Here is a 21,185-nt window from a genome sequence, read left to right on the forward strand (position 1 = left end):
CCTTGGCGCTCAGAACCCGTCAGTCCACCCGAAGGTGACGTTGTACGCGCGCTGGACGGCGTGCCGGCCCTGGTCCCCGTCGGCGTAGGCCCATGCAAGGGCTGCGGCGAACCAGAGCAGAAGGACTCCGCTGACGACGCCCAGAGCGGCCAGCTTGCCGTACCAGCTGAGGAGGACCAGGGCGACGGTCACGATGACCGCGCCGAGATGGGCTCCCCGTGAGTCGAGCGGCGCGGCCTTGCGTGCCGCCCTTCTTTCACATCGTTCTGCGGCGAAGCGCTCCTCGCGAACAGACTGCGGTTCGTTCTCGTCGAAGTCCATCTCGTCCCCTTGGCGCTGACGCTACATGGAGCCGGGCCGCGGCGTCAGAGGAGCACCACAGGGATCTGGAACAGGGACTTACCGAGACGCCCGGGTGTGGCTATGGGTGAACCAGAAATGGCAAATGGCCCACTGGAAGCGGGTGGAAGTGACCCAGATGCTTGGGCTTTTTCCCACCTAGGTTGGAAGCGTGACCGCAAGGCGCCTGCCAGCCGTCCTCCGACCGCCGCTGTGCGGTGGCGGAACAGGGGCGGACGGCGCTGGGATTGGTCATGGCGGGCGGGTCGGCCTCCTGCGGGGCCGATGCCCGCGCCCACCGGGCGCGATGCCCGCTTCCTGAACGTTCCCCCTGCTCAGAGGAATCCCTCATGCAAGCCATCACCGTCCAGGACCGCGACGCCGGTGTCAGCGGCCTGACCCTTTCCGAGCTGCCCCACCCGCACGCCTCCGAGAACGACGTGATCGTGGAGGTCCACGCCGCCGGATTCACGCCGGGGGAGCTGGACTGGCCCGGCACCTGGACCGACCGGGCCGGTCATGACCGGACACCCAGCGTGCCAGGCCACGAGCTGTCCGGCGTGGTCACCGAGCTCGGCTACGGCACCACCGGCCTGACGGTCGGGCAGCGCGTCTTCGGTCTGACCGACTGGACCCGCAACGGCTCGCTGGCCCAGTACACGGCCGTCGAGGCCCGCAACCTCGCCCCACTCCCGGCGGATGTCGACCACGTCACGGCCGCCGCACTGCCGATCTCCGGGCTCACCGCATGGCAGGCCCTGTTCGACCACGCCCACCTGATTACCGGCCAGAGCGTGCTGATCCACGGCGCTGCGGGCGGCGTCGGCTCCATCGCCGTGCAGCTGGCCCGCGGGGCCGGCGCCCGGGTGATCGGCACCGGCCGGGCCGGCGACCGCGACACCGCCCTGGGCCTGGGCGCGGACGCCTTCATCGACCTCCAGGCCGAGGAACTGGAGGACATCGGCCAGGTCGACGTGGTGTTCGACGTGATCGGCGGCGAGATCCTCGAACGCTCCACCGCGCTGGTCCGCCCCGGCGGCACCCTGGTCACCATCGCCGAGCCGGTCACCGTCCACCCCCGCGACGGGCGAGCCATCTTCTTCGTCGTCGAACCCGACCGGGCCCGCCTGGCCGACCTCGCCCAGCGCCTGCGCGACGGCCACCTCAAGCCGATCGTCGGCGCCGTCCGGCCGCTGGCCGAGGCAGCCTCCGCGTTCAAGCCGGACAAGCGCACTCCTGGCAAGACGATCATCAACGTCACCGACTGAGCGAGAAAGCCCCCGTGTCCCGTGGCAGGGGCGGAACGTGGTTCCTGGCAGGAGGATTGTGGAAGGGGCACCGGCCCGGGGGCGGGAGGTGACGGCCTTCGACCGCGGACAGTCCGGAAGGGATGTCTCCTGGGTGGAAGCGATCCGGGGGGCCACTTCACGGGCGAAAATCTTGTCCGGCTCGCTGCGTGAGCTAACCTGCCCCGCATGCGCGCACAGTTCACCGGCTGGCCGGAGCAGGCCATGGACGTGTTGTGGCAGCTCCAGGGCGAACCGACCCACGCGACCCGCGAGCTCTATCGCGCAGACCGCGAACGCCTGGTCCGGCAGCCGATGATCGCCCTGCTCAACGAGGTCGCGGACACCGACCCCCGGTACGAGGACTTCTCCGTCTGGCACTACCGCACCAACTCCTGGTGGTGGCAGCACCAGAGCGCGGTGATCCGGCTCGGCCGCAAGATCGAAATCGGTCTCCGGTTCGACCTGGACGGCCTGCGGATCCAGGGCGCCTGGTGGTACCCCGATCCCGGCCAGGTGGACATGTTCCGCAGAGCCGTGGCCTCCGAGGGGAGCGGCCGCGAACTGTCCGCCATCGTCGAGGACGTACGGAAGAAGGGCTACGACGTCTCCGGGGACGTGATGAAACGCCCCCCACGCGGCTACCCGACGAACCACTCCCGTACGAACCTGCTGCGCCACCGTTCGCTGATCGCCGCCCGCCCCCTCGGCTGCGAGGAGTGGCTGCACACCCCCGAGGCAGTCGGCCAGGTCCTCTCGGCAGCCGCCGATCTGGACGACCTGCTGATGTGGCTGGTCCGCCACGTGAAGCCCGCCGCCTGACGTCACGAGGGCGTGGCGCGGCACCGCAGGAACCTCGCCAAACCTGGCGGGAGTGCACCGCGAGCCGAGACAACCGCAGCTGGAGCAGCGTGAGGCACCACGAGAATTCGCAGGTCACAGCCTCGGTGGGTGCAGCGAAGCGCAGGGAAGATCAACACGCCACGCCGTCAGATGCCTGATTGGTTATGGCAGATCAGTCCGTCGCTTCGCGGACGTCCCTCCCCTGCTCGGCGAACGCCTTGAAGTCCTTCATGTGCTGTTGCGACTGCTTACGGAAGGCGCCGGGCATCAGAAGTCCTACCAGCTTCATCAGAATGCCGCTGAACCGGTATTCGTTCTCGCTCTCCCAGAGCGTCGTTTCCGGGCCGGCTGCGGTCAGCCGGTCGCGCACGGCGCTCCACATGCCCTCGCCGACGATCTCACGGTCGAAGTGAACGACACTCGCTTTCGGAATCTCACGCAGGTCTTCCGGTTCCCGGCGTGTGATGGTCTCGGTGCACTCGATCTTCCGTTGGCCCATCTGCATCACGACCCGCGACTTGGTCCCGAGCTGCCCGTGCTCCCCACTCAGCGGCTCGTGCAGCACCAGGCCCCGCAGCCACTTCGGCAGGTGTGCGGGGTCGGCGAGCAGCTGGACCACATTCTCCCGCGGCAGGGCGATCTCGATGGAGACGGTGTATTTCATGGGGCGCATCATTTCCTTCTAGGTGTGGGACAACATGCTTTTCACTGCTCCACGTACTCCTCGGCCGAGGACACCGCATTCTGTGTCCGGAATGCAAATGGCAGACACGTGATCCGGGAAGTTGCGCCGCATGTCCGACCGCTTTCACCTGGACCAATAGGTGTCGGTTTCGTATTCCTCCGGCTCACATTCGGTGCCGTCCCGTCCCTCTGGACTGAAGGGCATCCCCTGGGGAGGAAGAGTGCTGACCGAAGCGGCGAGATCGCTCACCCGGGCCTCAATGAGGCTATCCGGCTGAGCGGCCGCTGCCTGAGCGGGCAGAGAGCAAGCGGCATACGGACTCCTCCGCAACAAGATCCACAGGACACGGCCTGGTCGGGGTCGGTGACGACAGAGGGCGTGCTAACAGGACCGGAATGTGCCGGGGCGCTCGCTGGTAAACTGTGGGCACGCTTCGAAACCGTTGGGGCCCGTACCGAGGGGTACGGGCCCCGACGCGTTCCTGGCGCCAGACCGAGGAAGGTTTCCCATGAACGCGAAGACTCCGGCCCCGAAGGGCGAACTCACAACGCCGCGGACGGCTGCCCCTGGCCTGCCGCCGGTCGAGTCCTTCGACGCACTCGGGCTGCCGTCGGAGCTGACGGCGACGTTGACCGGCCTCGGCGTGACGGAGCCCTTCCCGATCCAGGCGGCGACTCTGCCCAATGCGCTGGCCGGCCGTGATGTTCTCGGCCGTGCGCGGACCGGCTCCGGCAAGACGCTTGCCTTCGGGCTTGCGCTGCTGGCGCGAACGGCGGGTATGCGAGCGGAGTCGAAGCGGCCGCTCGCACTGGTTCTGGTACCGACCCGGGAGCTCGCGCAACAGGTGAGCGAGGCGCTGGCGCCGTACGCTCAGGCGCTGAACGTGCGGCTGGCGACGGTGGTCGGAGGGCTGGCGATCAACAGGCAGGCGGCGCTGCTGCGGACCGGCGCCGAAGTGGTCGTCGCGACGCCGGGGCGGCTCGCCGACCTCGTATCGCGTCGGTCCTGTGAGCTGCAGCAGGTGCGGATCACCGTGCTGGACGAGGCTGACCAGATGTGCGACCTGGGGTTCCTGCCGCAGGTCTCGGAAATCCTGGACCAGGTCCGCCCCGACGGACAGCGGCTGCTGTTCTCGGCCACGCTCGACCGCAATGTCGACCAGTTGGTGCAGAACTATCTGCACGAGCCGGTAGTCGCCTCGCTCGACCGTGTGGCGGGTTCGGTCACCACGATGGAACACCATGTGCTGAACGTCCACCCCGCCGACAAGTACGCGACCGCGACCGAAATCGCTGCGCGGGACGGTCGGGTCCTGATGTTCCTGGACACCAAGGCCGGCGTGGACCAGTTCACCCGGCACCTGCGGGCCAGCGGCGTGCGGGCTGCCGCCCTGCACAGCGGGAAGTCGCAGCCGCAGCGCACACACACGCTCGCGCAGTTCAAGGACGGCGAGATCACCGTGCTGGTGGCCACCAATGTCGCGGCGCGAGGCATTCACATCGAGGCGCTCGACCTCGTCGTCAACGTCGACCCGCCGGCCGACGCGAAGGACTACCTGCACCGTGGCGGGCGTACGGCCCGCGCCGGGGAATCCGGGAAGGTGATCACGCTGGTCACCCCGAACCAGCGGCGAGACGTCAACCGGTTCATGACCGACGCCCGGATCCGGCCGACTGTCACCCAGGTACGCTCCGGCGAGGAGAAGCTGACCGCCATCACCGGGGCCAAGCGCCCGCCGATCGAAGGGAAGGGCAGCGGCAACGCACCCTTCCGTGGCATGGGCACTCGTCCGGGCCGTCCCAAGGAGTCCCGCAAGACGGCTGACGCCCGCAAGGCAGCGGAAGCACGCGCGGCGGCCCGGGTGCGCAAAGGCCGCTGACCCGGACGGACTTGCCGGGGCACGGGCCCGCAAACCAGCGGCAGACGGCACGGGCACTGCTCGCGGAGGAACCGCCGAGTCGTGGAAGCGCCCTTCGAGCAGGCGCATGGGTCCGTGCGCGAGTTCCACTTCGGGATGCCGGTCCTGGGCTTGAACCGGTCAATGGGGCGGTGTGGTCCGTCTATCGCGGCGAGCCCGGACGGACCGGAGGGCAAGGCGGTGTCGTGGGCGTAGCGGAGGCGTCGGACGTAAGGCAGTCCTTGAGGAGGTGCGCATCGATCAGGCCGTTCAAGTGGTCTTTGATCCACTGGTTCGGGCCCGGGCCCGGGCAAGTCACTTCGTCCGTGCGGGAAACGGAATGCGAGAGCGTCACACCTACCTCCAAAGGGGAGTTGACAGGGCAAGATATTAGCACGATCGTGCGTTCACTTTCCTGCTTCGGTGAAGGCGATCGCATCAACACCCCCTTCCGGGGCTCGCAGGGCCGCAACGCAACCGGGCCGGCAGTCGTTGAACGTCTGCAGCGGAGCGAGCTGACGGCCCACGCCAAGGTGACGGTCACCTGCCGCCTCGCCGGGAGAGGCCGCCGGCGACTCCACCACCCGGCTGGAGTCCCACGACATGAGCACCGAATCTCACCGTACGTACGGGAAGTTCGAGGGCACCATGGCGCACTCCATCGCCTTCGCGCCGGTGCGGCACTCGGGTGCAACTTCCTCGAGACCGGCCGGGATTCCGTCGCGACCGCCGTCGAGGCGTCCGCGTACGCGCAGAAGCCCCCGGCCGTGACCTGTCTGCACTTCACGGCGAACGGGGCAGGTCGACGCCTGGACTTCGACGCACCGCACCGCCTGGCCCGCGTCGGCCTGGAAGGGGCAGGACTGCCCCTTCCGGATCCACCTCGCGCCATGTGGCCCGGAATCCTGGGCCGCTCGGCGTCCGCTGCAACGGGGGGTGAGTCCGTTCCAGCTCAACTGCCGCTTTTCTATGGAGTGCTGGGGAGCAGCGACGTGTCGGTGGCCACGCCGCGCAGGCGATTCAGGATGGCCTTGGCCGCCTTGTCGTAGCAGGTGAAATCGTCATGCAGGACGGACTCGGCGTTGGCCATTTCCATGAGCGCGGCGAGCTCGAACACAAGCTGGGGCACGTCGGTTTCCTCCTCGACTTCGCCCGCCTGCTGCGCTTCGCGCACGGTCTGTTCGAGAAAGGTGAACCAGTTGGTGCGGGCCGCGGCGAGCGCGTCGTGGACCTTGCCCTCACGGGCGTCGTACTCCGCCGAGGCCGAGTAGAAGAAGCAGCCGCCCGGGAAGACCCTCTGCCGGGAGTAGTCGAGCCAGCTGGCGCACACCCGCCACAGGCGTTCGAGCCCCGGCGGCAGATCGCGGGCCGGCTGGACGACGTGCTCCAGGTAGACCTTGGTGGCCGCCCGGACGGCAGCGAGTTGCAGGTCCTCCTTGGAGCCGAACAGGGCGAATACACCGCTCTTGCTGAGGTTCAGCTCGGCCGCGAGCCGTCCCAGCGAGAGGCCCTCCAGGCCCTCGACGGAAGCGGTCTCCACGGCGCGCTCGAGGACCAGCTGACGCGTCTGGTTCCCGCGCGCGATCCGCCCGTCGGTGTGTGTCGCCGCCATGCCCTGCCTATCTCCTGGGCCGACCCCTCGTGGTGCCGCCGGACGTCCAGTCTACTGAGTAAGTAAACGACCGTGCGGTCAGTGAGTGAGGGGGTGGGCCAGTACCCGAGCATCCGGTGCGACTGCCGGGCGGTGAGTTTCTGTGGCGCCCGGCGGGAATTCCGGCCCGCCGCCGAAGTTGCAGTTGTTTGCAGCCCAGATGACGGTTCGCACATCGCAGCCACCCTCCACCGCGTCCAGAGGACCCCGGCGGCCGCGGGGCCATCGGCGCGCTGTCGGGTCACAGTGCGTGGGCCTGTATCGGGTCCAGCGCCCGTGCCGACTCCCCTGCAATTGCCAGAATTGGCATGGCTACTCACCGGGCCGCGACCGACTCGGTGCTCACCTCCCCGGACCGATCCGGCCCGTTCTCAACGAAGTCCAGGACGGCACGTACAACGACGGGATCACCCAGGATTCGGCGGTGTCCAAGCCGGCTCGTGGTGATCAGCCGCGCCTGACCACCGAACGCACCGGCGAGTCGGCGCCCCTGCTTCACGTCGATCCTCGTGTCGTCCTCGTCATGGACGACCAGGAGCGGAGCCTTGATGTCCGTCACCGTGTTCACCGCGGAGAAGGGCGTCCTGTCGGCCGGGGCGCCGGGGAAGAGGTTCTTCGTGATGCGGTCGTGCAGCCGGGCCTTCACCAGGGGGCGCAGTTCGAGGGCCGAGCAGAACTCCTCGACCAGATAGTCGAAGTCGCAGACTCCGCTGATGGCCACGACTCTCCTTGCCTTCACTCCGTGCTGCAACGCGAAGAACGAACCGAGGACGCCGAGCGAGTGCGCAACCACGGCCTCGAACTCACCGTACCGATTGTGGAGTTCGGTGAGGATGTCGCGGTATTCAAGAATCGTGGTGCTACGCCCGGTGGAGTCGCCGTGGCCGGGCGCGTCGAAGGTAATAACGCTGTATCCGCGCTCGAGGAGCCCTGGGGCGAAGTCGGCGAAACGCGAGCCGCGCGACTGCCAGCCGTGCACCAGCAGTACGGGCCTTTCGCCGTTGCCCCACCGGTAGGTCACTGCGGACTTGCCGTTGACCTCCAGCCGCTCGATGTCCGCCCCGCCGAACAGTTCGCGTTCCGCGCCTCGCATCCTGCTCCGGGCGAGCGGCATGTGGAACAGGGCGTAGGCGCCCCCGCCGGCGAATTCCCCTGGGACCCGGGAGACGGCGTTGAGCGCTCTGCTGGCAAGTGCCTCGATGGGGGTCATGCCCAGTACTCCTCGATCGGGTTCAGGAGTTTGATAAATTAGCACGACCGTCCGTGCTTTTATAGTCGGAAGGAGTCCACCAGTCCACCGCTCCGTTCAGACGAGGAGAACGCCATGTCAGCCACCGTCTGGTTCACGTCATGGAAGCCCGGCCCGGCAGGGGAGCTCGCGCCCGATGGCGGTGCGGACGGCGCGGCCGTCGTCAGCGTCACCGAGTTCACCCCTCACCGGCCGTGGAGCACCGCCGGCGTCATCATGGCCGGGACGGCCCTGCGGCGGGTGTGGCAGGAGGTCGATGGCGCGGTCGGCCTCTGGCTGTGGATGGACCCCGATCTGGTCCGTCCGCGCTCGGGTTCGATATCCGTATGGCGTGCGGAGCGGGATCTTCAGGGCTTCGTGGCGCGCCACGACCATGTGCGGATCGTGCGCTCCTACCGGAACCGGGGCAGCCTGCGCTCGACCACCTGGCGCACCGAGCGCTTCGACATGGGCGCCACCCAGGAAGCCGCTCGCTCCCTGCTTTCGGGCCGGTCCGCGTGGCCGGCCTGACACCCGGCCCGGCTGTCCAGAGCCGGCGGCCTGGACCTCAACTCGACGCAACGTGAAGGAGCGGTGGAAGTCGAGCAGAAAAGTGGCGGCTGCGGGCAGCGCTCCGGCTCGCATCCCGCTGGTGAGTTGACCGACTACCAACGGGATGCCGGAGAGCGACCGGAACACTGCATTGCTCGCCGACTGCATGCCCAACGCGCTGACACGTTCGCGGACCCTGGCCCACTGATCAACCGTGAGCAGACCGTCCGTGCCACCACCGACGCCAACCGACAGTCGGCAACACTCAATAGCTGAGCAGCCACCTGTCGCGCTCAGTCACACTCGCGACCTGAGGCTGCGCAGCTGACTAAGGGCTGTCCCGCAATCCCTGGTGGATCAGCGCGCGGCGTCAGATGCGGTGCATCGCAAGGCGGAGGGACGCTCGCATACTGGATGCATTCGGGCGTTCCGACAACGCGGCGAGGTGCCGTAGCTGTCGTCGTGCGCCCGCCAGGGATTGCCGGACAGCCCTTAGGCAGCGCTCACCATCTGAGCGCGCGTGAGAACGCGTTGAACCCGGACCCCGTGCGCCGTGGCGGCACCGCTTCGCCGAACAGAGTTAGACAGCGGATCTCCTTCCCGAGAGATCGCAATGACACCACGGCTGCAAGCTCAGAAGTTCCGGAGCAGCAGTTCAGCGAGCTCAGGAGTACAAGAGGTGTCGCGCGCGCCGGGTGCGGAACGCGGCGAGGTCGTCCTGCCACAGGGCCACGATGTCGTCGACGGGCGCGCCCGCCTCCACCGCGAGCCGCACCTCCCGGTTGCCGCTGAGTTTGTCGAGCCAGTAGGCACTGCCGCCGTCCTGGCTGCGCCAGCCGTACTGCGGGAAGAGACGGCGCTGCTCCAGGATCATCACCAGCGCGGTTCGGATCGGGTCGAACCGGTCCACGTCAGTGATCTGGAGTTCCACGCCGCCGCAGGTCTTGCCTGCCTGCTTGGAGAAGGTGGGGTTGAAGTACGCCTCCCGGAAGCGGGCCCCCGGCAGATCGAGCGCGTTGAGTGCCTCCTGCCAGCGGTGGTCGATGCCGGGCGCGCCGACCATCTGGAACGGCAAAGTGGTGCCGCGCCCCTCGGACAGGGCGGTGGCCTCGAAGTAGCAGGTCCCCACGTACGCCTCGGCCGTGGCGACCGTCGGCATGTTCGGTGACGGTGGCACCCACGGCAGGCCGGTCTCGGAATACCGCATCCGGCGCTTCCAGCCCGACATCCGCTCCACGTGCAGGTCGGCGCGTTTCCCGCCGGTCGCCTCGGGGACGAAGGTGTCGTTGAAGAGGCCGGCCAGTTCGCCGACGGTCATGCCGTACTGCTGCGCGATGGGTTTCAGCCCTACGAAGGTGGAGTGCTCCGGGTGCAGGACCGGGCCGTGCGCGTCCTGCGCGGACAGGACGTTCGGGCGGTCGAGTACCACGAAGCGCAGACCCAGTTCGGCCGCCGCCTCCAGGGCCAGGTACATCGTCCAGATGTAGGTGTAGAAGCGGGCCCCGATCTCCTGGATGTCGAACACCACGGTGTCCAGGTTCAGTTCGGAGAAGTGCCCCGCCATGGTGGTGGAGCTGTTGTAGGCGTTGTAGACGGGCAGTCCGGTCTTGGCGTCGATGTAGAAGTCCTCGCCCTCTCCGGCCTGCGAGATGCCGCGGAAGCCGTGCTCGGGGCCGAACACGGCGACCATGTCCACCTTCCCGTCGGCGGCCATCACGTCGACGATGTGGCCGAGGTCGGGGGTGACGCCGGTCGGGTTGGAGATGACGCCCACCCGCTGTCCGGCCAGCGAGGCGTAGCCGCTCGCGCGCAGCCGCTCGAAGCCGGTGCGCACACGGGCGTGTCTGCCCGCCTCGGCCTTGCCGTCGGGGGCGGCGGCCGAGGCCCGGGTGGCGAGGGCGGGGGTGGCGGCGAGCGCCGCCGACGCCGTCAGGAGGTCTCTGCGTCTCACGGTGGTGGGTCTCCCTCGTAGGGCCAGGTGGGGATCGGACGGGCGCAGCGCCCGTCCGTCAGTTCTTGTACGTCAGGCCGTGGCCGAACGGGAACAGCGGGGTCCCCGGGGCGTCGGCCCGCGGGATGCTCACCGGGAGGCTGCCACGGGGGGAGACCTCGCCGAAGAGGACGCGGGCGGCGGATTCCAGCGCGATCGCGTTGTTGGAGTACGCGGCCAGGTGGACGCCTGCCTGCGGGTAGGAGGCGATGTCGTAGGGAACTCCGACCGAGATCGTCACAACCGGCGTGCCGGTGGCGGTCAGGGCCTGGACGAGGGTGGCCTGGCCGGGGTTGGTGCGGGCCGAGTTGGTGAGCACCACCACGGTGTCCTGGCCGGCGGCGGCGGTGACGGCTGTGGCGATGTCCGCCGTCGTCGGGTTGGCGGCCGTCGCGAGGGCGGTCCCGGTCGCGCCCTGCGCGGTGACCGCACCGGCGAGGGTCTGGGTGACGGCCGCGGTCGAACCGGTGACCAGGACCCGGTTGCCGTCCGCGGTCAGCGGCAGCAGCCCTCCGTCGTTCTTGATCAGGGTGGTGGTGCGGTCGGTGATCGTCCGCGCTTCCTTGAGGTGGCGGGCGTTGCCGACCACGCTGTCGACCGCGGCCCGGTCGGTGTACGGGGCGTCGGCGATGCCCTGCTTCTGCTTGAGGGTGAGGATCCGGCGCACGGAGGTGTCGATGCGGTCCTCCGTCAGCTCCCCGGAGGCGACGGCGGCGAGCACCGAGCGGTAGGCCAAGTCGAGGTTCGGGGGCATGAGGAGCATGTCGACGCCCGCTTGGAGGGCACGGACGGGAACCTCGGCGTCGGGGTACGTCTTGCGGACCCCGGCCATGGCCAGCGAGTCGGTGACGACCACGCCGTCGTAGCCCATTTCCTCGCGCAACAGGCCTGTCATGATCGGCTTCGACAGGGTGGCGGGGGTGCCGGACGGATCGAGCGAGGGGAACTGGAGGTGTGCGGTCATGATCGAGCCGACGCCGGCGTCAATGGCCGCGCGGAACGGCGGCGCGTCCAGCCGCTCCCACTCCTCCTCGGTGTGGGTGATCACCGGCAGGTCGGTGTGACTGTCGACGTCGGTGTCGCCGTGCCCGGGGAAGTGCTTGGCCGTGGCGACCGTGCCGGCCTGCTGGTAGCCCCGTACCTGGGCGGCCGTCAGGTCGGCGGCGAGCTGCGGGTCGCTGCTGAAGGAACGTACGCCGATGACGGGGTTCATCGGGTTGACGTTCACGTCCGCGACGGGGGCGTAGTCCTGGTTGATGCCGACGGCGCGCAGCTCCGTACCGCTGATCCGCCCCGCCTTGTAGGCGTCCTTCGGCCTTCCGGAGGCCCCGAGCGCCATGCTGCCCGGGAACTGGGTGGCGGGCGGGCCGAACCGGACGACCCTGCCGTGCTCCTGGTCGGTGGAGATCAGTAGCGGCACCTGGGCGCCGCTCCCCAGCGCGGCTCGCTGGAGCCCGTCCGACAGGTCGGCGACCTGGCCCGGGTTCTGGAAACTGTCGGTCCAGGCGAAGTAGATGATCCCGCCGAGGTGGTACTTCTTCACCGCCTGCAGGCCGTTGTCCACCCCGAGCCACGTACGGTTGCGGGCCACGTCGTCGGCGTCGCTGTCCTCGGCAGTCTCGCCGTAGGCGTAGGTGACGAAGAGTTGGCCGACCTTCTCCTCCAGCGTCATGGCGTCCAGGCGGCCCTCGACCCAGCGGCCCTTGTCCCCGCCGTCCCGGCCCCCCTGGCTGTCGTTGGCGGATCCCGGACCGGCCGCGGCGCCCTGCGGCAGGCCCAGGAGCAAGCCGACGGCGGCGGTCGCCGCCACCATCGATCTGCACAGGGCACCACATCCACGGACGCTCATCCGACACTCCTTCGATCGACGCACCCGGCAGACGGGCAGAGTCGGGCGCACCCAGTGGATGGCCAGTACACCTCGAGGGTCAAGAGGGAAGGGGAGATGTTATTGGTGCCACCAATGGCAGGGGCCCATGAAGTCGAAGTCCGCACATCACAGCGGTCCATGGCCCTGTTGACGTGGGCATGCAATGTCGGTTGAAGTGGCTCCCCACACGCACCGGAACGTCGTGCCGCAGTCCTACCCGGATCGCCGGCCGACACCGTTCGATCCGACGCCGACGAGGGGACCCCACCGATGAACCGACGCCCGCGATCATGGAGACACACCACCTCGCTCGTACTCAGTACCGCCGTCGCCGTCCTGCTCACCGGTACGGGCGGGCCTTCCGCCGCCGCGACGCCCGCCGCGCACGACACCGTCGGCCAGTCCTTCGCCCGGGCCGGCGCCGAGTTCGACGTCCCCCGCGATCTGCTCGTGGCCGTCGGGTACGGCGAGAGCCGACTCGACCCCCACGACGGCAAGCCCAGTCACGCGAACGGGTACGGCGTGATGCACCTGGTCAGCAACCCCCGCTCGCACACCCTGGAGCGGGCCGCGGAGCTGACGGGCGCGGCACCGGACGCGCTGCGGCACAGCACCGCTGCCAACATCCGTGGCGCCGCCGCCGTCCTGCGCTCGTACGCCGACCGGCTGGGACTGGACGCGGAGGACCGCGACGACGCCGGCGCCTGGTACCCGGCGGTGGCCGAGTACAGCGGCAGCGCGGACGACCGCACGGCCCGGCTCTACGCGGACTCCGTCTACGACTTCCTCGCGAACGGCGTCCGCGCCACCGCGACCCCGGGCGAGACCGTCGCCGTACGCCCGCAGGCCGTACGTCCCGAGCGTGGCCGCTACACGGATGTGCCCGCCCTCGACGAGGGAGGCTCGGCCGACGTGGGGACCCTGAGCACCGACTACCCGCCCGCGCTGTGGGTGGCCGCGAACAGCGGGAACTACACCGTGGGCCGGTCCGCCGCGATCTCCGCCGTCGTCATCCACGTCACCCAGGGGTCGTACGCCGGGTCCATCAGCTGGTTCCAGAACCCGAGCTCGAACGTCAGCGCACACTATGTGATCCGTTCGTCCGACGGGCAGGTCACCCAGACCGTCCGCGACAAGGACACCGCCTACCACGCACGTTCGGGCAACGCCTACAGCGTCGGCATCGAGCACGAGGGGTACGTCGACAACCCTGCCTGGTTCACCGACGCCATGTACCGGTCGTCCGCCACCCTCACGCGTCACCTGGCCGACAAGTACGGCATCCCCAAGGACCGGGCGCACATCGTCGGGCACTCCGAGGTCCCGAACAACGACCACACCGACCCGGGGGCGAACTGGAACTGGACCTACTACATGCAACTCGTCGGGGGCAGCACAGACGTGCCGGTGAACCTCGACTTCCCGGCCTACGACACCCTCCGCAGCGGGTCCACCGGCCCCCAGGTTGCGGCGGCGCAGACACTGCTCAACGCGCAGGGTTTCGCCGCCGGTACCGCGGACGGCGTCTTCGGCACGAAGACCGGGACCGCCGTGAAGGCGTTCCAGAGTGCGCGAGGACTGTCGTCCGACGGAGTCATCGGCCGTCAGTCCTGGACCGCGCTGCTCTCGGCCGGGACCAAGCCCGCCCTGCAGGAGGGGTCCTCGGACGCGGACGTCAAGCGGCTCCAGCGGTCGCTGACAGCCGCACTGGGCCGGACCGTAGGGATCGACGGCAGCTTCGGCCCCAGCACTGCGCAGGCGGTCAGGGACTTCCAGAGCAGCCGGTCGTTGACGGTGGACGGCATCGTGGGCTCGGCGACCTGGACGGCTCTGCAGGCCGGTCGGTGAGGTGAACGCGCGAGCCGGGGGCCGGACGCCGGCCACCCGGCTCGCACAGGTTCGATCCGGATGGGCCGGCAGCGTTGTGGCCGGCCTGCACCTACAAGCAGCGGAACACCGTCGAACGCTGCATCAACCGCCTCAAGCAGTGGCGCGGCCTGGCTACCCCTATGAGAAGACCGCCACGGTCTACCGCGCCGGCCTCCTCATCGCGGGCATCTTCCTCTGGTCCGCTCGCTGAGCACACGCAGTTCACGGCCGGAGGCATTCTCCCTGCGGGTCGAAGCAGACAAGTCCGTGCTCGCGAGCCAGCGCAGCGGCGTACTCGGACACTTCCTCAGCCTTGCCGTAGGACATGAGCAGGTACACGATCGGGCCCGACGCCTCATCGATGACCGGGGGCGATGCCCATACGACACTGCGGTCGATATCGTCCGGGTATCGCGCGATGAGGGCTTCCACGTAGGCCGCGATGCGCGTCACCGGAGGCACGACAACCTCGTCCGACTCCAGGTAGCGCTCGTAGAGCTCGTCGTAGGTCGAGCCCGCTTGGTCGTCGTCGAGTGGGCGGTCGCCGGCCCACACCGCAAGGTCATAGCTCACCAGCGCATCGTCGCAGGCAGCAGTTCCGCTGGAGCCAGCGGGCTCTGAGACTGAACCGCCACCAAGTGATCCGAAAGAGAGCTCCTAGGCGCCGCCGTCCCGGGCGGACGCCTGGGCCGTGCGGCGGAAGGCGGCGCGGTACGCGCTCGGGCGGTGGCCGGTGTGGCGGGCGAAGAGGGCGGCGAAGGTACCAGGGTCCTGGTAGCCGACGGCCGCGGCGACGGCGGCGACGGTGCGGTCGGTGGTCTCCAGCAGATGGCGGGCGCGGCGGATCCGGGAAGCCTGCAGATGGGCCAGCGGGCTACGTCCGGCCTCTTCGGAGAAGCGGCGCAGCAGCGTGCGGGTGCTGACCCGGAAGGCGTCCGCGAGCGTGGCGAGGTCGTACCGCTCGGCGAGGTTCTGGTCGAGCCGCCGCATGACGCGCTGGGAGAACTCCCCGCCTGGCTGCGGGAGGAGTCGCGGGTCGACGTACGGGGTCTGGGAAGTCCGCGCGTCGTCGACCAGCGCCAACCGTGCGGTGCTGCGGGCCACCCCGGCGCCGTTGTGTCGGCGGATCAGGTCCAGCGCGAAGTCGTACATGGCGCTGAAGGCGGCCGTGGTCGTCACCCCCGTGTCTGTGACGACCAGGTGCTCGGGCCGCACGTCGGCGTCCGGGCAGCGCCTGGCCAGTTCGCCCGCGTGCAGCCAGGAGGTGGTGGCCCGGCGCCGGTCGAGGAGCCCGGCCCCGGCGAGCAGGAACGCGCCGACGCAGAGGGAGACGACGGCGGTGCCGGCGGCGGCCTGCGCGCGGATCGCCGCGATCTCGGGGGCGAGCCGGGCGAGCCGCGCGTCGAGGTCCGTGTCCGGGCGCAGTTCGAAGCCGGGGACCACGAGGACGTCGACCTCGCGCACCGGACGCACGTCCAGCCTCGCGCCGCCCGAGGCGGTGACCAGGCGGCGGGGCGAGATGACCGACACCCGGTAGCCGGGCGCGTCCGGTCCGGCGACGTGCCCGGCCATCGTCAACAGGTCGGGGACGCCGAACACTTCGGACGCGAAGCAGTCCGGGTACGCCAGGACCCCGACCCGCAGTGCATCCGGCCCGCCCGGACCCGCACGCTCCTTTGCCTGCCGCATCGCCCCGGCCATGGCTCCTCCCGTACCCCCTGGTTTCCCTGGCCCCGTGAGGCCGACCGCGTACCGCTCGCCTCCTCGCGTGTGGCGAGATTACCCCTGTCCTTGGCGATCCCGCTCCTCACCCGGAGGCCGGGACGGGGCAAGGCTGGCCCCATGAGCTTCGACGATCCGATCACCGACTTCACCCGCCGCAGCGTGGCCGTGGAGGGGGTGGAGAAGACGGTGTACGTAGCCGGGGTCGGGCCTGCGGTCGTGGTGCTGCCGGAGATGCCGGGCATCAGTCCCGACGTCTTGCGGCTCGCGCGCTGGGTGCGGGACGCGGGCTTCACCGTCCATGTGCCCTCCCTGTTCGGCACGGACGGCGCCTTCCCCACGGCCGAGGGCGGCCGGGAGGTCGTCCGCCGCGCTTGTGTCAGCGCCGAGTTCCGCGCCTTCGCCGGGGGCGGCACCAGCCCGGTGACGGTCTGGCTACGCGGCCTGGCGCGCCAGGTCCACACCGCGTGCGGTGGGCCAGGGGTGGGTGCGATCGGCCTGTGCTTCACCGGCAATTTCGCCCTCACCATGGCCCTGGAGCCGGCGGTGATCGCCCCGGTGGTCAACCACCCGTCGCTGCCGCTCGACGACCCCGGCGGACTCGAACTCGACGCGGCGGACGCGCGCGCGGTGCGCGACCGGCTCGACCGCGACGGACTCACCGTCCTCGCCTACCGCTTCGAGGGCGATCGCTGGTGCACGGGGCAGCGGTTCGCCGCCTACCGATCGCTACTGGGTGACGCCTTCGACGGGCGTGTCCTCCCGGACAGCGCCGCCAACCCGGCTCCGCCGCCCTTCTTCGCCGATCATGTCGGCACCCCGCACAGCGTCGTCACCGCCCATCTCGTCGACGAGGCCGGCCACCCCACCGTCCGGGCCCGCGACGAGATACTTGCCTTCCTCACCGACCGCCTGCACCCGCACGGGAACCGACCGCTGCCCGCCACCTGACCGGGGCCCTGGTCCGCCGGACACCGCGACCTCACCGCCCTCGCCGACACCGTCATCTGACTCGACCATGGAAAGAGAAGACCCGGAACGGCTTGTCGCCGAACCGGGTCTTCCTCATCTGCTGCCGGGGTTCGCGGCTACTTCACCCCCACCGCACGGATGATCTCCTGCTTGACCGCGCCACCGCGGTCGTCGGTCGCGCCCGCCCGGAAGGAGATGAACTGTGCGCCGTCCGGCACCCGCAGCTCACCTGCCCAGGCTGCTCCGTGCCGCGACTTCTTGAGAGCCACCTTCTGCCAGGTCTTGCCGTCGTCGTACGAGGCCTCCAGCGTGCCTCCGCCGATCGTGCCGGTGTCCGGCGCGCCCTTCACGTACTCCCCCGAGATCCCGACGGGCAGGCGGCTTCCACCGCGCACATCGCCCTTCAGGTCGGTGTCGACGTCGAAGCCGAGGTTGATCAGCGGGAGGAAGGTCCAGCTGCCGGCCGGGGTCTCCTTGGAGCGGAAGGTCCACTCGGAGTGGCCCTTGGTCGACAGCCGCCAGCGCGCCGGGTCCAGCGTGGTGTCGGTGACGACCTTGAACTCGGCCTCCTCGGCCGGGACGTTACGGGCGTAGGCGGCGGAGCTCATCTTGCGGTCGACGCGGGTGCCGTTGACGTACACCTCCGTGAACTGGGTCATCGTGTCGTCGTTCCACACGTTGCCGAAGCCTGTGTGGTCGGGACCCGAGTCGCCCCAGCCGGGGGTGTTGAACTGCAGGTTGTTGCCCGACCGCTCCTGTCCCCAGCCCAGGCCGGTGCCCAGCCACGGGTGCCAGACCGGCTTGAACAACTCGCGGTCCGTGCGGGTGTCACCGCGGTACGAGACGATCCCGCCGCGCTGCTCCAGGGAGTCCTCGAGGTCGACCGACTCGTGCCAGCCCTGGCCGCGAGTGGTGGAGACGTACTCGGTGCGCTCGGCCGGAAAGGAGATGTACTCCTTGAAGCCGAAGCCGATCGGGAAGGTGTCGGTGATCGAGTAGCGGAACTCGCCGCCGAGCTCCTGGCGGCCGGTCGGCATGTGGAACGTGGAGCGGACGGTGGCCAGTTCGTCGTCGTCCGGCCTGAAGACCAGGTCGGACGGGATCGCGCCCGGGTGTCCCTCGGACAGGTCGTAGGTGTACGGCGTGAAGCGGGTGCCGTTCAGGTCGACGGACTGCTTGTGCGCCGCGGCGGACGCGAGGCGCGCCCCGTCGGCCGCGTTGACGGTGGCGACGGCCAGGGGCCGGTCCTCGTACTGCGCCGTGCCGAACCAGGTGTTCAGCCGGCCGGGCGCGTCGTCGGTGACGAACAGGAAGGCCGCGCCCGCGTCCTGGGCGACCTGCGCGACCTCGACGGGCGTCAGCGCGCCGGCCCGGATCAGGACGGCCTTGCCCTTCACGTTCTTGCCCGTGTACTCCGCGGCCGTGCCCGTGCCGACGTCGACGAGCCCGAGCCGCGAGCGGCCCTCGAGCAGGGTCGTGCCCGGCTGGATGGTGGCGCCGGAGAGCCGGTCGCCGCCGACGCTCGCCTCCACGATCGGCTTGCCCAGGCGCCAGACCGTCCGGTACTCGAAGGTGCCGGTGGCGGGCTTGCGGGTGGGCGCCGCGAATAGCGAGTCGTACTTGATCGGGACCTGGACCGCGGCGCCGTAGGACGTACCGTTCGCCTCGCGGTCGAACTCCATCAGGATCTGGCGGCTCTCGGTCCGCCGGTCGACCTCTGCCCGGATCTCCTTGAGCTTGCGCCCGTCGAGGGTGATCTCACGGTCGCGGTCGAGGACGATCTCGGGGTCGGTCAGGAGGCCGAGGCCGAGCGAGTCCTTCCCCTTGGAGCCGCGTACGTCGAGGAAGGTGTCCACCGTGTACGTGCCGGGCTTCAGGCGAAGTTCGAGCGTGCCTGACTCGCCGACGGTCGCCGGGAAGGGGATGGAACCCTCCGCGAGGCGCTTCACGCCCAGGTCGGCGGCTGTCGGGGCGCCGTCCCGGTTCTTGACGTGGACGGTGAGGGTGTAGCGCTCCTCCTCCTTGACCAGGCCGATCGCGGTGTGGGCGACGGCGGCGCCGCCCGCCGAGGCGACGATCCGGCCGGAGAGGTTGCCGACGGGTGCCTTGGCGCCGTCACCGGTGACGGTGGTCTGCGCGCTGCCGTGCGCGGGGACGGTGAGCGTGGTGTCGGCGAGGGTGACCACGTCTGCGGGCGCGCCCTCGACGGCGAGGCTCAGCTCGATCGGCTGGTCACCGGAGTTGGTGTACGTGACGGTCCTGGTGACCGGCTTGTTCGCCTCGTACGGCCAGGAGAAGAAGCCGAGGTCCGCGGACCCGGTGGCCGTGACGTTCGCGTTGATCGCCGCGGCCACGTCCACCCGGCCGGCGCCGAGTGCGTACGAGGAGGCGGAGAGAGTCTTCGACGAGGACATCAGGGCGTTCTTGAGCTGCGCGCCGGTCCAGTCCGGGTGCTTCTCGGCGAGCAGCGCGGCGACACCGGCGACGTGCGGCGTCGCCATCGACGTACCGTTCATCGAGGTGTAGAGACCGGTGCCGGAAACCAGTTGGGAGCGGGCGGCGAGGATGGAGACGCCGGGCGCGGAGAGGTCGGGCTTGAGGGCCTGGTCGCCGAAGCGGGGACCCTGGCTGGTGAAGCTGGCGGCCTTGTCGGCGGAGTCGACGGCGCCGATCGTCAGCGCGGAGTCGGCGGCACCGGGTGAGCCGATGGTGCCCGGGGCGCCGCGGTTGCCGGCAGCGATGACGAACAGCGCGCCGGTCTCGGCACTGAGCGTGTTCACGGCCTGAGCCATCGGATCGGTACCGTCACTGGCCTCGGAGGAACCGAGGCTCATCGACACGATCTTCGCGTCGATGTCCTTGGCGGCCCACTCCATACCGGCGATGATCTGCGACTCGGTGCCGGAACCCGCGTCGCTGAGTACCTTGCCGACAGCGAGGTCCGCGCCGGGCGCGACACCCTTCTCCAGTCCGTCCGAACCGGCGCCGCTGCCACCGACCGTGGAGGAGACATGGGTGCCGTGGCCGTTGCGGTCGGCGACCTCCTGGCCCTCGATGAAGGACTTGGATTCGGCAACCCGGCCGGCCAGGTCGGGGTGGGTGAGGTCGGCCCCGGTGTCGAGGACGGCGACCTTCACGCCCTTGCCGGTGAGCCCGGCCTCCCACGCCTTGGGCGAGCCGATCTGGGCGTTGGACTGGGCCATGGTGGCCTCGACCCGGCCGTCCAGCCACACCTTCTCGCCCGCGGAGCGGGTGGTGGGCGAGGTGAACGACCGCCAGAACGCGGCGGGATCCGTCGTTTCCACCGCCGCGCCCCCGATGCTGGGCAGGGAGCGGACGGTCTCGATGCCGCGCGGCGTGGCGGCGCGCGCACCCTTGCTGTGCGTGACGATCAGCGGCAACTCGTCCGTGATGCCCTGCTCGATGAGACCACTGACATCGAACAGCCGCTTGTCCAGGGCACCGGATGCCAGGTAGGGACGGGCCTCGTCGGGGATGACCGTGATCCGGCCGTCGGTTATCTCGCTGCGTACGGCTCCGGTCGCGCCCTTGGCCCGCTCGACGCTGACGGTCTTCTTGCCGCCGCCCAAGTCGGTGACGGTGACCTGGTCGCCGGTGATGAGCACGACGGTCGTGCTCGAGGCGGGGGACCCCTTGAAGGTGTCCGGCACTGCGTCGGCGGTGTTCCCGGCAGCGGCGGTCTGCCCTGACGAGAGCAGCACCAACGAGATGCCCGCAGCGAGCAGCCCTGCTCTCCCGCCGCCCATGGAAAGTCTGATCATCGACGTACTCCTCGGGCACCCGGGGAAGGGTGGTTCCGGGTGCGGCGACGAGTCTGTATTCGAATTCCGCCGACTGACTACCGGACAGCATGGCGGCTATGCGCCCTGGCGGAGAGCCGCCACAGCACCCGCCCTTGGCGGGGGCCCGAGTGCACCCCGGAGTGCACAGAGCAGAGCGGCAGGTTCACGTCGGTGCTGACTACGGCGTGGACCTGCGCGCGGAACGATCTTTCTGGCCATTTGTCTCGCTGTGACCCATGAAACCTCCAATCGGACTGAAACAGAAGGTACTTACCCCTTGGATGGTAAGCACCTTTGGTCACCTTTTTTGCGGTCGGACCGGAATATCAGGATGCCCATTCCCCACATCCTCAGATGTTGCTCAATTCCCTGTGCGAGCACGAACGCTAACTGGCCATCAGGTGTACGTTCATGACGCTTCAAGGGGGGTGTCGAGGGGGCGGCACACGGCACGAGGGGTGCCGCTGCCAAAAATTCT

At 69.5% G+C, this 21,185-nt stretch carries 15 protein-coding genes; 6 read left to right on the plus strand and 9 right to left on the minus strand.

Annotation, left to right across the window (positions count from 1 at the left end):
- Positions 1-9: 9 nt before the first annotated feature.
- Positions 10-321, minus strand: a complete 312-nt coding sequence (locus ACFQ6X_RS16220) for a hypothetical protein (protein ID WP_383181896.1) — start codon at positions 319-321, stop codon at positions 10-12.
- A gap of 368 nt (positions 322-689) precedes the next feature.
- Here ACFQ6X_RS16220 and ACFQ6X_RS16225 point away from each other — a divergent pair, with 368 nt between their 5' ends.
- Positions 690-1,607, plus strand: coding sequence for an NADP-dependent oxidoreductase (locus ACFQ6X_RS16225; RefSeq protein ID WP_383181898.1), 918 nt, complete (start codon positions 690-692; stop codon positions 1,605-1,607).
- 207 nt (positions 1,608-1,814) lie between these two features.
- Positions 1,815-2,447: a DUF2461 family protein gene (locus tag ACFQ6X_RS16230; protein ID WP_383181900.1), complete on the plus strand. Its 633-nt coding sequence runs from the start codon at positions 1,815-1,817 to the stop codon at positions 2,445-2,447.
- A 193-nt stretch (positions 2,448-2,640) separates the two neighbouring features.
- Here the strand turns inward: ACFQ6X_RS16230 and ACFQ6X_RS16235 are convergent, their stop codons facing one another.
- A complete protein-coding gene (locus tag ACFQ6X_RS16235; RefSeq protein ID WP_383181902.1) occupies positions 2,641-3,132 on the minus strand; it encodes an SRPBCC family protein in 492 nt (163 codons plus the stop codon).
- A gap of 529 nt (positions 3,133-3,661) precedes the next feature.
- Here ACFQ6X_RS16235 and ACFQ6X_RS16240 point away from each other — a divergent pair.
- Positions 3,662-5,032: a DEAD/DEAH box helicase gene (locus ACFQ6X_RS16240; RefSeq protein WP_383181904.1), complete on the plus strand. Its 1,371-nt coding sequence runs from the start codon at positions 3,662-3,664 to the stop codon at positions 5,030-5,032.
- A 985-nt stretch (positions 5,033-6,017) separates the two neighbouring features.
- On the opposite strand, the gene ACFQ6X_RS16245 is transcribed toward ACFQ6X_RS16240, so the two are convergent.
- Together ACFQ6X_RS16245 and ACFQ6X_RS16250 are read right to left on the minus strand one after the other, a co-directional pair.
- Positions 6,018-6,662, minus strand: coding sequence for a TetR/AcrR family transcriptional regulator (locus tag ACFQ6X_RS16245; protein WP_383181906.1), 645 nt, complete (start codon positions 6,660-6,662; stop codon positions 6,018-6,020).
- A gap of 355 nt (positions 6,663-7,017) precedes the next feature.
- Complete coding sequence (locus ACFQ6X_RS16250; RefSeq protein ID WP_383181908.1) at positions 7,018-7,911, minus strand: alpha/beta hydrolase; 894 nt, start codon at positions 7,909-7,911, stop codon at positions 7,018-7,020.
- A gap of 114 nt (positions 7,912-8,025) precedes the next feature.
- Between ACFQ6X_RS16250 and ACFQ6X_RS16255 the strand changes: the two genes are divergently transcribed.
- Positions 8,026-8,460: a hypothetical protein gene (locus tag ACFQ6X_RS16255; RefSeq protein ID WP_383181910.1), complete on the plus strand. Its 435-nt coding sequence runs from the start codon at positions 8,026-8,028 to the stop codon at positions 8,458-8,460.
- A 685-nt stretch (positions 8,461-9,145) separates the two neighbouring features.
- Here the strand turns inward: ACFQ6X_RS16255 and ACFQ6X_RS16260 are convergent.
- Positions 9,146-10,432 carry an exo-beta-N-acetylmuramidase NamZ domain-containing protein gene (locus ACFQ6X_RS16260; protein ID WP_383181912.1) on the minus strand — a complete coding sequence of 429 codons (1,287 nt, stop codon included), beginning with the start codon at positions 10,430-10,432 and terminating at the stop codon, positions 9,146-9,148.
- Positions 10,433-10,490: 58 nt separating this feature from the next.
- A complete protein-coding gene (locus ACFQ6X_RS16265; protein ID WP_383181914.1) occupies positions 10,491-12,320 on the minus strand; it encodes a glycoside hydrolase family 3 protein in 1,830 nt (609 codons plus the stop codon).
- 291 nt (positions 12,321-12,611) lie between these two features.
- Between ACFQ6X_RS16265 and ACFQ6X_RS16270 the strand changes: the two genes are divergently transcribed.
- Positions 12,612-14,189: a peptidoglycan-binding protein gene (locus ACFQ6X_RS16270; protein WP_383181916.1), complete on the plus strand. Its 1,578-nt coding sequence runs from the start codon at positions 12,612-12,614 to the stop codon at positions 14,187-14,189.
- Between the two features lie 243 nt (positions 14,190-14,432).
- On the opposite strand, the gene ACFQ6X_RS16275 is transcribed toward ACFQ6X_RS16270, so the two are convergent.
- Positions 14,433-14,783 carry a hypothetical protein gene (locus ACFQ6X_RS16275; RefSeq protein WP_383181918.1) on the minus strand — a complete coding sequence of 117 codons (351 nt, stop codon included), beginning with the start codon at positions 14,781-14,783 and terminating at the stop codon, positions 14,433-14,435.
- Between the two features lie 84 nt (positions 14,784-14,867).
- A complete protein-coding gene (locus tag ACFQ6X_RS16280; protein ID WP_383181920.1) occupies positions 14,868-15,899 on the minus strand; it encodes a GlxA family transcriptional regulator in 1,032 nt (343 codons plus the stop codon).
- 153 nt (positions 15,900-16,052) lie between these two features.
- Between ACFQ6X_RS16280 and ACFQ6X_RS16285 the strand changes: the two genes are divergently transcribed.
- A complete protein-coding gene (locus ACFQ6X_RS16285) occupies positions 16,053-16,883 on the plus strand; it encodes a dienelactone hydrolase family protein (RefSeq protein ID WP_383181922.1) in 831 nt (276 codons plus the stop codon).
- A gap of 137 nt (positions 16,884-17,020) precedes the next feature.
- On the opposite strand, the gene ACFQ6X_RS16290 is transcribed toward ACFQ6X_RS16285, so the two are convergent.
- On the minus strand, positions 17,021-20,686 hold the full coding sequence (locus tag ACFQ6X_RS16290; RefSeq protein ID WP_383181924.1) for a S8 family serine peptidase: 3,666 nt from the start codon (positions 20,684-20,686) through the stop codon (positions 17,021-17,023).
- Positions 20,687-21,185: the final 499 nt, after the last annotated feature.

The organism is Streptomyces sp. NPDC056452, assembly GCF_042796085.1.
Lineage (GTDB): Bacteria > Actinomycetota > Actinomycetes > Streptomycetales > Streptomycetaceae > Streptomyces.